Origin of the sequence: Roseomonas sp. BN140053 (genome assembly GCF_047690175.1) — a bacterium.
Taxonomy (GTDB): domain Bacteria; phylum Pseudomonadota; class Alphaproteobacteria; order Acetobacterales; family Acetobacteraceae; genus Roseomonas.
Map to the genome: position 1 here is coordinate 1 of NZ_JBLLEB010000045.1, position 13,053 is coordinate 13,053.

Annotated in this window: 13 protein-coding genes; 2 read left to right on the top strand and 11 right to left on the bottom strand. The window is 73.8% G+C overall.

Going from position 1 to position 13,053, the window contains the following annotated elements:
* The first annotated feature begins 378 nt into the window (after positions 1–378).
* Complete coding sequence (locus ACLIBK_RS22745) at positions 379–1,371, top strand: Bug family tripartite tricarboxylate transporter substrate binding protein (protein WP_415389596.1); 993 nt, start codon at positions 379–381, stop codon at positions 1,369–1,371.
* Positions 1,372–1,570: 199 nt separating this feature from the next.
* Here ACLIBK_RS22745 and ACLIBK_RS22750 read toward each other — a convergent pair whose 3' ends face one another.
* The 3 genes from ACLIBK_RS22750 to ACLIBK_RS22760 form a co-directional block, all read right to left on the bottom strand.
* Positions 1,571–2,371, bottom strand: coding sequence for an SDR family NAD(P)-dependent oxidoreductase (locus ACLIBK_RS22750; RefSeq protein ID WP_415389597.1), 801 nt, complete (start codon positions 2,369–2,371; stop codon positions 1,571–1,573).
* A 335-nt stretch (positions 2,372–2,706) separates the two neighbouring features.
* Positions 2,707–3,015, bottom strand: coding sequence for a hypothetical protein (locus tag ACLIBK_RS22755; RefSeq protein WP_415389598.1), 309 nt, complete (start codon positions 3,013–3,015; stop codon positions 2,707–2,709).
* Positions 3,012–4,085, bottom strand: a complete 1,074-nt coding sequence (locus tag ACLIBK_RS22760; protein WP_415389599.1) for a Rieske 2Fe-2S domain-containing protein — start codon at positions 4,083–4,085, stop codon at positions 3,012–3,014. The genes ACLIBK_RS22755 and ACLIBK_RS22760 overlap by 4 nt, the downstream gene beginning before the upstream one ends.
* A 197-nt stretch (positions 4,086–4,282) precedes the next feature.
* Between ACLIBK_RS22760 and ACLIBK_RS22765 the strand changes: the two genes are divergently transcribed.
* Positions 4,283–4,966 carry a GntR family transcriptional regulator gene (locus ACLIBK_RS22765; RefSeq protein ID WP_415389600.1) on the top strand — a complete coding sequence of 228 codons (684 nt, stop codon included), beginning with the start codon at positions 4,283–4,285 and terminating at the stop codon, positions 4,964–4,966.
* Here ACLIBK_RS22765 and ACLIBK_RS22770 read toward each other — a convergent pair whose 3' ends face one another.
* The 8 genes from ACLIBK_RS22770 to kdpB form a co-directional block, all read right to left on the bottom strand.
* On the bottom strand, positions 4,967–6,112 hold the full coding sequence (locus tag ACLIBK_RS22770; protein WP_415389601.1) for a 5-methyltetrahydropteroyltriglutamate--homocysteine S-methyltransferase: 1,146 nt from the start codon (positions 6,110–6,112) through the stop codon (positions 4,967–4,969).
* Between the two features lie 338 nt (positions 6,113–6,450).
* On the bottom strand, positions 6,451–7,428 hold the full coding sequence (locus tag ACLIBK_RS22775; RefSeq protein WP_415389602.1) for a Bug family tripartite tricarboxylate transporter substrate binding protein: 978 nt from the start codon (positions 7,426–7,428) through the stop codon (positions 6,451–6,453).
* A gap of 211 nt (positions 7,429–7,639) precedes the next feature.
* Positions 7,640–8,569 carry a 4-hydroxy-tetrahydrodipicolinate synthase gene (gene dapA / locus ACLIBK_RS22780; protein WP_415389603.1) on the bottom strand — a complete coding sequence of 310 codons (930 nt, stop codon included), beginning with the start codon at positions 8,567–8,569 and terminating at the stop codon, positions 7,640–7,642.
* A 23-nt stretch (positions 8,570–8,592) separates the two neighbouring features.
* Positions 8,593–9,129, bottom strand: a complete 537-nt coding sequence (locus ACLIBK_RS22785; RefSeq protein ID WP_415389604.1) for a hypothetical protein — start codon at positions 9,127–9,129, stop codon at positions 8,593–8,595.
* Positions 9,130–9,232: 103 nt separating this feature from the next.
* A complete protein-coding gene (locus ACLIBK_RS22790) occupies positions 9,233–9,502 on the bottom strand; it encodes a hypothetical protein (RefSeq protein ID WP_415389605.1) in 270 nt (89 codons plus the stop codon).
* A 29-nt stretch (positions 9,503–9,531) separates the two neighbouring features.
* A complete protein-coding gene (locus tag ACLIBK_RS22795; protein ID WP_415389606.1) occupies positions 9,532–10,281 on the bottom strand; it encodes a TorF family putative porin in 750 nt (249 codons plus the stop codon).
* A 138-nt stretch (positions 10,282–10,419) separates the two neighbouring features.
* The gene (gene kdpC, locus ACLIBK_RS22800; protein WP_415389607.1) at positions 10,420–10,974 is read right to left on the bottom strand and encodes a potassium-transporting ATPase subunit KdpC; all 555 of its coding nucleotides are present in this window, start codon (positions 10,972–10,974) and stop codon (positions 10,420–10,422) included.
* A 3-nt stretch (positions 10,975–10,977) separates the two neighbouring features.
* Complete coding sequence (gene kdpB, locus ACLIBK_RS22805) at positions 10,978–13,044, bottom strand: potassium-transporting ATPase subunit KdpB (RefSeq protein ID WP_415389608.1); 2,067 nt, start codon at positions 13,042–13,044, stop codon at positions 10,978–10,980.
* Positions 13,045–13,053 lie beyond the last annotated feature (9 nt).

The window sequence follows — 13,053 nt, forward strand, 5'->3', positions numbered from 1 at the left end:
CGCCTCGTCCGTGACTACGAGCGCCTCCCCGAAACCCTCGCGGGCCTGCATCTCGTCGCCTTCGCCTGCCTCATGCTCAAGAACCTCCTCAACCTGGAGCAGGTCCACAACAGCCTCTAGAGCAGATCGTCGGGGGGCGGCATGGCCCGGACGCGTGAATCCGCCCTTGAACAACTTGGCGGCGCATCCGGAGCGGCCGCCCGCGAAGGGAGGACGCTTCGGGGGCTGTTGCCGGCGACGGCGTGCGGGGCCAGGGCACCACGCCCTGCCCCGGCGGGAGGGCGCCGGAAAACCGGATTGGCCGCGCAACGGGCCGCCCCTAGGATGCCCGGAGGTGGCGCGGCGCAACGGCCGGGCCGGGGGGATTCGGGGCACAGCATGCACAGACGGCAACTCCTCGCGGCCACCGCGCCGGCCCTGCTGGGCGCGCCCGGCGCACTGGCCCAAGGGGCCGCGCCGGGCGGCGCGCGGGCCCCCTTTCCCAACCGGCCCGTGCGGATCGTGGTGGGGGTGGCGCCGGGCATCGGCACCATCGACCTGACCGCCCGCGCGGTGGCTGAGCCGATGGGCGAGGCGCTGGGCCAGCCGGTGGTGGTGGAGAACCGCGCCGGCGCCGGCGGCATCCTGGCGGCGGAGTTCGTGGCGCGGGCGCCGGCCGACGGGCATGTGCTGTTCCTGGGCGGGGCGGACACCATCGTGCACGCCTTCCTGCTGGCGGGGCGGCCGCCGATGGACCCGTTCAAGGACTTCACCCCGATCGCGCGCGCCACCCGCGACCACTGGATGGTGGTGGCCACGCCTTCGCTGGGGGTGGACACGCTGGCGGGGCTGGCGGAGCGCGGCAAGGCGGCGCCGGACCAGCTGAACTACGCCTCCTTCGGGGTGGGGACGCTGTTCCACCTGCTGGGCGCGCGGCTGAGCCAGCGCCTGGGCTTCGAGGCGGTGCACGTGCCCTATCGCGGCGACTACACGCCCGACCTGCTGGCGGGGCGGGTGTCCTTCCTGGTGCAGCCCACGGCGCTGCTGATGCCGCACGTGCAAGCCGGGCGGCTGAAGGCGCTGGCGGTGCTGTCGCCCGAGCGGCTGCCCGCCATGCCCGAGGTCCCCACCATCGCCGAGGCCGGCTATCCCGACCTGGGCTTCAACATGGGCATCATCCTGTTCGCCCCCGGCGGCACGCCGCCCGAGGTGGTGGCGCGGCTGAACACCGCCTTCGACGGCGCCGCCAAGTCGCCCGCCGTGCGCGGGCGGCTGGCCGACATGTCGCTGGAAACCGTGGGCGGCTCGCTGGACACGGCGGCGGAGTATACGCGCTGGATGGTGGAGTTCATCGACGGCATGCGGGAAGCGGTGCTGGGTTCCGCCCGGTAGGGCGATGTCCTGAGCTGACGAGGCGAGCAAGGCCGGGGGAGTGAACTCCCCCGGCCCCCCTCCTTCTTTCGAGAGTGAGAAGGAGCGCCATCGGCCACGGGCGTGCCCGAAAAGCTCCCGAAGATAGAGGGGGGTCCGGGGGGGATACTTTCCCCCGGCTTGCTGGTTTCACCGAGGCGGAACAAGGCCTCGACGGTGTTCAGGGATCGGGGCCCCGCATATAGGCCACGGCGGTCTGGCCGGGCAGCGCGCGCAGCAGCCGGCTCACCAGCGTGGCGGGCAGCAGCCCCAGCACCCGGGCGCTGGCTGCCATCCAGAGCGGAAAGGCGACGCGCGGCTTTCCCGATCGCAGCCCGCGCAGGATCAGCTCCGCCGCGCGCTCGGCCGTCATCAGCCCGGGCATGTGGAAGCTGTTGCGCTCGGTGATGGCGCTGCGGACGTAGCCCGGGCAGAAGCTGGTCATCCGCACGCCGCGGTCGCGCGCCACCACGCCCGTGGCCTGGGTCCACACGTCGATCGCCGTCTTGGAGGCCGCGTAGGCGGGAGCGCCGGGGGTGGCGATGAACACCGCCATGGAAGCCACCACGGCGATCCGCCCGCGGCAGCCATCCGGCCCCGGCGGCTGCGCCACCATGGCGGCCAGGGCGGGCTGCACCGTGTTGATCGCGCCGTCGAGGTTGGTCGCGAAAACCGCGCGCGACTGCGCCGCGGCTTCCAGCCCGCCGCCGGTGCCGGCCGTGATCCCGGCATTGGCCACCACCAGGTCGAGCGGCCCGGCGCCGGCGATCCAGTCCGCCATGCCGTCGCGATCGCGCACGTCCAAGAGGCGGGGATGCACGGCGGCGCCGCGGGCGCGGGCGGCGGCGGCCGCGGCCTCCAGGCGCAGCGCGTCGCGGCCGGACAGGTGCAGCGTGACGCCGGGGGCCGCGCAGCGCAGCGCCAGGGCGCGGCCGATGCCGCTGGACGCGCCGGTGATCAGGACGGAGCGGTAGCCGGTCATGGGTCTGGGAGTGCGCTCCTGGCACGGTGCCGCGGTCGGGGGGCGGGGCCGGCGGGGGGTGTTTCCTTAGCAGCGCGGGCGGGCAGCGCCGATGCCGGGCGGGGCCGCGGATCGGGCACGAGCGCGCGAGAACCGCGCCGCCGCGCGGCCGGGGCGCCCTGCTGAATGGCGTGCCATGCGGCGGCTGCGCGTCCCTCCATGACTCTCGGCCTCGCGACGGGCAGCGCCGCTGGGCGTGCCGCGCGGGCGCAACGCGGTGTGGACGGAAGGCGGGCTGATGTATTCGCCGCCGCTGCGCTGAGGCTGCCTTCGGAGGCGAGCGGGGTGCCGCCGGCCTAGCGGCGGCGTTCGGCCGGCCGCCAGCCTTCGTAGCGGGCCACGAGTTCGCCGTTGCCGTCATACTGCTCGTAGGTGCGGGCGGGGGCGCGATCCGCCAGCCCGGCGTGCCGGCGCCGCAGCGGGTGGCCGGGCGGCAGGGCCCAGCTCTCGAAGCGGGCGACGAGGTTGCCGGCCGCGTCGCGCTGCTCGACGATCCAGGCGCCCTCCCCGCCGGCCGGGCCGCCGAAGCGGTGCGCCACCTCCCGCAGCGTGTGGCCGGGGGGCAGTGCGAAGTCCGGGTCGGCCGCGGGGCGCGGGTCGCTCATTCCAGCTCCGCGGACACCAGCCGGGCGGTGATGCGGCGCGCCTGCATGGCCGGGCCGTCGGCCATCACGCTGACCTCGCGGAAGTCGCTGCGGCTTTCCCCCTGGCGGATGCGCTCGGCGGCTTCCAGGATCTCCACATCCTCGGAATACACCTTGGTGGAGCGACGGCGGATGATCTCCGAAACCTCCGGGTCGCCGACGCTGCTGTCGCGCGCGTTGGACCAGAAGTAGTGGGTGGAGGTCGCGCTTTCCGGCGTGAAGGCGTGGATGATCTTGAACAGGTAGCGGTCGCGCTCGCCGGGGCTGGGTTCGCGCAACTCCACGATCGTCTGGGCGCCGTGAAAGGCGGGGCTGAGGAACTGCGACACCGACAGGCGGTTCACCCGGATGTCGCTGCGCCCGATGGAGGCGGCGTAGTGCGGCGGCGGGGCGCGGTCGTACTCGTTGCGGCTGACCGTGACGGTGTTGCCCTCCACGGACACGTCGGCGGGCTGTTCGGCGAATTGCAGGGTGGCGTTGTGCTCGCCGTGCAGAAAGGGGACGTGGGTGAGGTCCAGCACGTTCTCGTGCAGGGACAGGTAGTTGCAGCCGACGTGGAAGTAGCCTTCCACGTGGTCGAAGCGCGCGTCGGTGAGCCAGTCCTGCGCCGGGATGGAAGCCGGGTCGGCGCGCTCGGCATCGCCCATCCAGACCCAGATGAAGGGTCCGCGCTCCACCGCCGGATAGCTCTGGATGCGCAGGTTGCGCGGCACCCGTTCCTGCGAGGGCACGCGGATGCAGGTGCCGGACGCGTCGAAGGTGAAGCCGTGATAGCCGCAGACCACGGTGTCGCCCACCAGCCGGCCCATGGACAAGGGCGCGGAGCGGTGCGGGCAGCGGTTCTGGATCGCCGCCGGCGTGCCGTCCTGCCGGCGGAACAGCAGCACGTCCCGGCCGAGCAGCCAGCGCTGCCGGAGGTCGCGCCCGACCTCGGAGCCCAGGGCGGCGATGTACCAGCAGTTGAACACGAAGGGCGTGGCGTGGTCGGCGATGCGCGTCCCGGCCTGCGCCGTCCTGGCTTCCACCTGCATCCGTTGATCCCCCGCCGTGTCGGTCCGCGCAGCGCGGGCGGCCGGACCGCCGCGTTGCTGTCGCCGGACATAATCGTCCGACGATCCTGGCGTCAAGCGGGTTCTTCGCGCGGCCGGGCGGGGGTGCGGCCGGGGCGCGCGTTGTTTGCCGCCCCCGCCCCTGCTATCCCCCGAGCCTCCCTGCGCGAAGATCTGGAATGGCGAAACCTGCCCCCGCCCTTGATCGGGATGCCGGCGCCGGATCGGCCGTCGACGGCGTGATCGCCCATATCAAGTCCGGCATCCGCGCCGGCCGCTACGCGCCGGGCCAGCGCCTGGTGGAACCCGACCTGACGGAAGCGCTGGGGGTCAGCCGCTCCTCGCTGCGCGAGGCGTTGCGGCGCCTGGCGGCGGAAGGCTTCGTGGAGCTGCAGCATTTCCGCGGCGCGCGGGTGCGCAAGATGACGCGCGCCGACGTGCTGGAGCTGACGGAAATCCGCGCCGTGCTGGAAGGCTATGCCGCGGCCACAGCCGCCGCGCGGATCGACGCGCCGGGGCGGGACGCGCTGCTGGCGCTGGAACGCTCGGCCGACGGGGCGCGGGCGCGGGACGCGGCGGGCTACGGCGCCTACAATGCCGCCTTTCACGAGGCGGTGCTGCGCCTGGGCCGGCACCAGCACCTGCCGGGCTTCGTGGAACACACGCGGCTGGCGGTGTTCCGGCTGCAGTTCGACTTCCTGCTGCTGACGCCAGCGCGCATCCGGACCTCGCGCGCCGAGCACCGCGTCATCGCCAAGGCGATCCTGAAGGGCGACGCCGTTGCGGCCGAGGCGGCCATGCGCGGCCATATCCTCGGCAACACGGCGGCCATCCTGGACGCGCCGGAGGAATACCTGGGCTGATCAGCCCCCGCCGGCGACGCTGCCCCAGACCTCGGCGGCGATCTCCACGCAGCGGCGCAGCTTGGCCGCCTGCTGCTCGGGGGTGATGGGGTTGCCGTGCTCCACGCTGGCGAAGCCGCATTGCGGGCTGATCGCCAGTTGCTCGATCGACGCGTGGGTGGCGGCCTCGCGCAGGCGGGACAGCAGCAGCTCGCGGGATTCCAGCTCGCCCGTCTTGGTGGAGACCAGGCCCAGCACCACCGCCTTGCCTTCCGGCAGCGTCTTCAGCACGTCCAGCGAGCCGGCGCGCGGCGTGTCGAATTCCAGCAGCAGGAGGGGGATGCGCAGCTTGTTGAACAGCACCTCGGCCACGGCCTCGTAGCCGCCCTCGGCCTGCCACTGGCCCTGGTTGTTGCCGCGGCAGAGATGGATGGCCAGCAGCAGGCCCGGGGGCGCCGCATCGGCCACGGCGTTCAGCGCGTCCACGTAGGTGTGCAGCAGGGTTCGCCAGTCGTCGCCGCGCGCGGCCAGCCCCTGCTGGATCTTGGGGTCGCCAAACTTGGCCAGCGAGGTTTCGTCCAGCTGCACGTAGGTGCAGCCGGCGCGGTGCAGCGCTTCCAGCTCCTGCCGGTAGGCTTCCGCCAGGTCGGACCAGAACAGGTCGAGGTCGGGATACACGTCGCGGCTGATGTTGCCGCGGCCGGCGCGGTAATGGATGAAGGCCGGCCCCGGCAGCGTGATCTTGGCGATGCGCGACGTGTTCGCCTTGAGAAAGGCGAAGTCGGCGGCGTTGTGCGACAACCCGCTCCAGCGGATGCGGTCCACCACGCGCATCAGCGGCGCGGCGGAGTGCTTCTTGCCGCCGCCCTGGAAGGCCCAGGCGCTGGCGTCCTCCTCCATCGTGACGCCGGTCAGGGCCGTTTCCGTGAAGTTGTCGGAATACAGGCCGCGCCGGTATTCGCCGTCGGTGACGACCTGGAGGCCGAGGGATTCCTGGGTCGCGATCACGCCGCGGATGGCCGTGTCCTCGGCGGCGCGCAGGGTTTCGGCAGAAATCTCGCCGCGGTTGAAGCGTTCGCGTTCGGCCAGCAGGGCGGCGGGGCGCAGCAGGCTGCCGACCTGGTCGGCGCGGGTGGGCGGCACGGCCAGTCGCACGGCGTCAAGCATGGGGCGTTTCCCTTTCCTCGGGTGGCGTGATGGTTTGCGCTTCGGTGCGCGGAGCTCGGGAGAGGGAGAAGGAATTCTCCCCCTCCCGAACCCTCCCCCTCATCTTTTTTCGGGGAGGCTGCCGCGGGCTGGGTGGCGACGTGGGGCGCGCCGGAGGGCTCGGCCCTCCGGCGACTGCGGCATCCGCCCGCGCTGCGTGAATAGAATTTTCTCCGGCATGAAGCGCCCGACGTTTCCACCCCGACCGCGGCAGTCCCTCGAAAGAAGATGAGGGAGGGTCCGGGAGGGAGAATTCCTTCTCCCTCCCGGAGTCACGGGGCACCACGCCGCCATCCCTATCAGTTCACCTCCAGCCCGGCCGGGCGCACCAGCCACTCGACCTCCGAGCGGGTGCGCTCCACCAGGGCGGCGAACTCGGCGGAGGTGCTGCCCACCGGCAGGGCGCCGAGCTGCAGGATGCGCTGCCGGACTTCCGGCTCCGCCAGCACGGCGGCCACGCCCGCGCGCAGCTTGTCGATGATTGGCTGCGGCGTGCCGCGCGGCGCGAAAAGGCCGAGGAACTCTTCCAGGTTGGCGTCGCGCACGCCGCTCTCCTCCAGCGTCGGGACATCCGGCAGCACCGGGCTGCGCCGGGCGCTGTTGACCGCCAGCAGCCGCACCCTGCCGCCTTCCGCCAGCGGCGCCACCGAGAGCGGCGCGGTGGTGACGCAGTCCAGCGCGCCGGACGCCAGGTCGCGCGCGGCATCGGCGCCGCCGCGATAAGGCAGCGTCATCAGCGAGATGCCCGTGCGCTGCTGGAACAGCACACCCGCGAGGTGGGCGCCGGTGCCGTTGCCGGAATGGCCGCAGGACAGCTTGCCCGGCTGTTCGCGCGCCAGGGCCACGAATTCCGCCACCGTGCGGACCGGCAGGGCGGATTTCACCGCCAGGGCCACGGGCACGCTGACCACCTGCGTCACCGGCACCAGGGCGGTGCGGTAGTCGAAGGGCAGGCTGCGCAGCACGAAGGGATTAACGACGCTGGGGATGCCCTCGATCAGGAAGGTGGTGCCGTCCGGCGGCGCGGCCGCCACGGCGCCGGCGGCGATGGTGCCGCTGCCGCCCGAGCGGTTCTCCACCACCACGGGCTGCCCGAGCCAGGCCGCGAGGCGGTCGGCCACGGCCCGCATGGAGGAGTCCGTGGAGCCGCCCGGCGCGTAGGGCACCAGCACGCGGATCGGCCGGCGCGGCCAGTCGGTGTCCTGCGCCAGGGCAGGACGCGCCGCGGCGAGCAGCGGCAGGGCCAGCGCGGCGCGCCGGGTCGCGGTGATCGGCATGGGCCTCGGAGGCTCCCCCCTGGTACTGGTTCTCGTTCGTTGCGCCGGGCCGGTGGCCGTGCAGCGCCGGACACCGCCCGCCACGGGCCGCGGTGCCGGCCTGCGACGGGTTACCGGCCGCAGAAAGCGTCCGACGATCCTGTCGGCCGGGCCGAGATGCTGTCAAGCCGGGGATGGGTTCGCCGGCCGGGGCAGCGGGCCCCCCGGCCGCTCAGCCGGCGCGGCGCGCGGGGGCGGCGTGCTGCCCGGTCGCGCCGAAGTCCCGCAGCACCGCGTCCAGGCGCCGGACCGTGGCCTCCGTCGCGCGCGTCAGCGGCAGCCGCGGCGCGGGGTCGCACAGGCCGAGCAGCCCGAGCGCCGCCTTGACCGGGATCGGGTTGCTTTCGGCGAACAGCGCCTCGTGCAGCGGGGCCAGCCCGTCGCGCAGCGCGGCCAGCGCGTCGCGGTCCCCCTCGGCCCAGGCGCGCTGCAGGGCGGCGCAGGCGTCCGGGACGACGTTGGCGGTCACGGAGATGCAGCCACTGCCGCCCATGGCCAGGTGCGCCGCGGCGGTGGCGTCGTCGCCGGACAGCTGCGGCAGTTCCGCGCCGCACAGGCGCCGCAGCCGCGTGGGCCGCGCGAGATCGGCGGTGGCGTCCTTGAGGGCGTGGATCACGCCGTCCTCCCAGAGCCGCGCCACCGTGTCGTCGTCGAAGCCGACCCCGGTGCGGGCGGGCACGTCGTAGAGCACCACCGGCAGGGCGGCGGCCCCCGCCGCGGCGCGCAGGTGGGCGCGCAGCCCGTCCTGGTTCGGCTTCACGTAGGGCGGGGCGGCGCAGAGCAGGGCGTCGGCGCCGCAGCGCTCGGCGGCGCGCGCCAGCGCCACGGCGCCGGCGGTGCAGGGCGCGCCGATGCCGGCGATTACCGGGCAGCGCCGGCCCACGGCCTCCACGACGGTGCGGATGGCGCGCGCCTGTTCCGCCGCGGTCATGGCCGCGGCCTCGCCGGTGCTGCCGCACACCACCACGGCGGCGGAGCCCTGCGCCACCGCCCGCTCGGCCAGGCGGCCCAGCGCGGGCTCGTCGAGCTCGCCGTCGCCGGCGCGAAACGGCGTGACCAGCGCCGGGATCGAGCCGCGCAGCGCCAGCGATGCTCCCGGCATCCGTTCCTGCCCTCCCCCGGGGATCAATGCGCCACTTCGGGCGGTTGCAGGCGGCAGGTCACCAACAGCCCGCCCGCCGCCCGGCCGCGCAGCCGGATGCCGGCGAAGCCCGCGGCGCGCAGGCCGAGCACGAGGCGCGCCGCCGCGGCGGCCGCCGTTTGCCCGAGCAGCGCCAGGGCCAGGCGCCCCGGCCCCGCGCCGGCCGCCAGGGCACGGCGCGCACCGGCGGCGATGGCCACGGCTTCCTCCACCGAGGATACCCGCGGCGCCAGCACCACCTCGGCCGGATCCGGGTGGCGCGGCGGCACGGTGGTGCCGGTGGCGGCGCGGCAGCCGCGGCGGATGCTGGCGCAGAGCAGTTCGGCGCCGCTGCCGCCCACGATCAGCACGCGGTCGGCGGCGCCGGTGCCGGTGGCGTCGAGCAGTTCCTCCTCCGCCGTGGCGGCGTCGCGCAGCACGCTGTGCAGGCGGGCCTGGCGGCTGAACAGCGCCGGCCGCGGCGCGGCGGCGGCGGGACGGGTGGGAACCGCGGCAGGATCGCGGCGCGATGAGATCGGCATGATGCCCTCCAGGGCAGGGAAGATCGGATGGGCGGGCGTAAAGGCGCCATGTGCATCGGGCCGCCGCGGCGCAAAGACGGCGCAAAGAGGCGCGGCGCCGGCGTCAGCCGGCGGCGTGCACCGCGGTGCCGAGGGCAAGAAAGGCCAGGGCCTCGTCCCAATGGGTGAGTTCCCGCGCGCCGGCGGCTTCGCGCAGCAGGATCGCGGCGCCGGCACACACGGCGGCCGCGAGCAGGCAGAGCTGCCAGGCGAGGAGTTGGGTTTCCGCCCCGGTTCCCCGCGTACGCGCCAGGGCCACCGCCACGATGGCCAGGCGCAGCACGAAGCGCCAGGCCACGTCGCGCGATCGGCGGGCGGCCGGGCGGTCGCGCATCGCTTTCGGCATCCTTCGCGGGCGCGTTGTCAGAACTTGCGGCTGATGGTGAACAGCACGCGCTCGTCGCAGATCTTCTGCCCGCCGGAGCAGTTCCGCCGCTCGATGTCGGTGCCGTAGTAGCCGAGGCCGAGCACGATGCCGCCGGGGATCTCGCGGGCGATGCCGATCGAGTACCAGAGGTAGTCGGGCGTGCCGAAGCGCGGCTCGCGCTGGATCCACTGGTAGGCGAGGCGGCCGGAGGCAGTGAAGTCCAGCGGCAGCTTCACGTCCAGGCCGCTCTCCAGGTACACGCCCGTGCCGGACTGGCCGAAGAAATTGGGCGAAACGTTCACCGCCGCCGAGACGGTCACCGGGCCGAACTCCCGGTTCGCGCGCACCGCGCCCTCGATGTAGTCGAGGTTGTAGGCGGCGGGGTTGGGACGGCTGTAGCCGGGATAGCTGTAGTAGATCGCGCCGATGTCCCAGTTGATGCCGCCCAGCGTGAAGCGGTAGCCGGCCAGCGCGTCCACCTCCTGCCGCGCATTCGTTCCGGCGAAGCCCAGGTTGGACACGAAGGCGCCGAGATAGAAGCCGCTGTCGTGCAGCGCCTCGAGGGTGCCCTGCACGGCCGGGCGGTTGCGGGTCTGGCTGATGCCGCGGAACAGGTAGTCGGTGGCCAGGGTCGGCGTAGCGGTGAGCGACAGGCCCAGCGCCTCGATCCGGGTCTGCGCGACGGCGGGCAGGGCCGCGCCGGCGAGAACCAGGGCGAGGGTGGCGGTGCGAAGGGCAGGCAGCATCGTGGATCCCGTAATGTTCGGAGAAGGGCGCCGATCGCGCCCAGGCGGGGAAACGGAGCGGGGAAGCGGGCGCGCGACGGCCGCGGCGTGCCCCGGGACGGGGCGCGCCACGGCGGGGCGGCTCAGCGGCGCATCGGCTCAGCGCGCGGCGTCGAGGGCGAGGTTGAGGCGCAGCACGTTGACGCGCGGCTCACCGAGGAGGCCAAGCTCGCGGCCTTCCGTGTGCTCGGCCAGCAGGGCGCGCACCCGGTCCTCCGGCCAGCCGCGCGCCTGGGCGACGCGGGCCACCTGGCGTGCGGCATTCTCCGGGCTGATATGCGGGTCGAGGCCGGAGCCCGAGGCGGTGACGGCATCGGCCGGCACCGGCGCCGGGCCGTTCTCCGCCACGCGCCCGCGCACCGCGTCGACCAGCTTGGCGCTGGTGGGGGCGAGCTGCGTGGCGGCGGAGGCGGTGGCGTCGTAGCCGTCGCTGCCGGCGTTGGAGGCGCGCGGGTGGAAGTAGCCGGGCGAGGCGAAGTTCTGCCCGATCAGCGCCGAGCCGACCACGCGGCCGTCGCGCTGGATGAGGCTGCCGCCGGCCTGTTCGGGCAGCACGAGGCCGGCCACGCCGGTGACGGCGAGCGGCATGGCGAGGCCCAGCAGCGCGGTGAACAGGATCACCGTGGCGAGGGCGGGACGCAGGATGGCGGACATGGTTCAGGCGAGCCCCAGGAGGGTGATGACGAGGTCGATGATCTTGATGCCGATGAAGGGCACGATGACGCCGCCCAGCCCGTAGATCAGCAGGTTGCGCCGCAGCAGCGCGGCCGCACCCACGGGGGTGTAGCGGACACCGCGCAGCGCCAGCGGCACCAGCGCCACGATGATCAGCGCGTTGAAGATCACCGCCGACAGGATGGCGCTTTCCGGCGACGACAGGCGCATCAGGTTCAGCGCCTGCAGCTCCGGGTAGGAGGCGACGAAGATCGCCGGCAGGATGGCGAAGTACTTGGCCACGTCGTTGGCGATGGAGAAGGTGGTCAGTGCGCCGCGGGTGATCAGCAGCTGCTTGCCGATCTCCACCACCTCGATCAGCTTGGTCGGGTCGCTGTCGAGGTCCACCATGTTGCCGGCCTCGCGCGCCGCCTGCGTGCCGGTCTGCATGGCCACGCCGACATCGGCCTGCGCCAGCGCCGGCGCGTCGTTGGTGCCGTCGCCGGCCATGGCGACCAGGCGGCCCTCGGCCTGGGCGTCGCGGATGTAGCGCAGCTTGTCCTCGGGCCTGGCCTCGGCGATGAAGTCGTCCACCCCGGCTTCCGCGGCGATGGCCGCGGCGGTGAGACGGTTGTCGCCGGTCACCATCACCGTGCGAATGCCCATCTGCCGCAGCGCGGCGAAGCGCTCCTGGATGCCGGGCTTGACCACGTCCTTCAACTCGATGACGCCCAGCAGCCGCTCGTTGCGGCTGACGGCCAACGGCGTGCCGCCGGAGCGCGCGACGCGTTCCGCCGCGGCGCGGATCTCCGCCGGCGCGTCGCCGCCCAGCAGCGGGTCCACCGCGCCCTTGCGGTAGCGGTCGCCGCCGAGGTCGAGGCCGGAGATGCGGGTCTGCGCGGTGAAGGGGATCACCACCGCGTCCGCCGGCAGCGGCGGCGGGGTGATGCCGTGGCGGTCGCGGGCAAAGGCCAGCACGGAGCGGCCTTCCGGCGTGGTGTCGGCCAGGCTGGCCAGCACCGCGGCTTCCGCCAGCGCCGCGTCCTCCACGCCCGGGGCGGGGTGGAAGGCGGCGGCCTGGCGGTTGCCCAGGGTGATGGTGCCGGTCTTGTCCAGCAGCAGCACGTCCACGTCGCCCGCCGCTTCCACCGCGCGACCGGAGGTGGCCATGACGTTGAAGCGCACGAGGCGGTCCATGCCGGCGATGCCGATGGCCGAGAGCAGCCCGCCGATGGTGGTGGGGATCAGCGTGATCAGCAGCGCCGCCAGCACGGGCACGCCGGGCGGCCGGCCGTTCCAGGAGGCGAGCCCGACCAGGGAGGCGACGGCGATCAGGAAGATGATCGTCATGCCCGCCAGCAGGATATCCAGCGCGATCTCGTTGGGCGTCTTCTGCCGCGAGGCGCCTTCCACCAACGCGATCATGCGGTCGATAAAGGTGGCGCCGGGGGCGGCGGTGATGCGCACCACGATCCAGTCCGACACCACCGTGGTGCCGCCGGTGACGGCGGAACGGTCGCCGCCGCTCTCGCGGATCACCGGGGCGCTCTCGCCGGTCACGGCGGCCTCGTTGACGCTGGCGATGCCCTCCACGACCTCGCCGTCGGAAGGGACGAGGTCGCCCGGTTCCACCAGCACGAGGTCGCCGACGCGCAGCGTGGTGGCCGAACGCGGCTGCCACAGCGAGCGGTCGTCGGGGCGCAGCAGCAGCTTGGCCTGGGCGTCCGTGCGCGCCTTGCGCAGGCTTTCCGCCCGCGCCCGGCCGCGGCCTTCCGCCACGGCTTCCGCGAAGGTGGCGAAGAGCACGGTGAACCACAGCCAGGCGGCGATGGCGGCGAAGAAGCCCCAGGGTTCGCCGTCCAGCCCCGCCCGCAGCGCCAGCACCGTGACCAGGGCCGAGACGACCTCGGTCACGAAAATCACGGGGTTGCGCAGCAGGGAGCGGGGATTGAGCTTTCCCACGGCGTCGAGCGCCGCGCGCCCGAGGATGGCGCGATCGAACAGGGAAGCATCGGCCGCGTCGCGCGAACGCTGGCGGGCCGGTGCGGGGTCGAGGGTGGTGTCGAGCATGGGATGCGG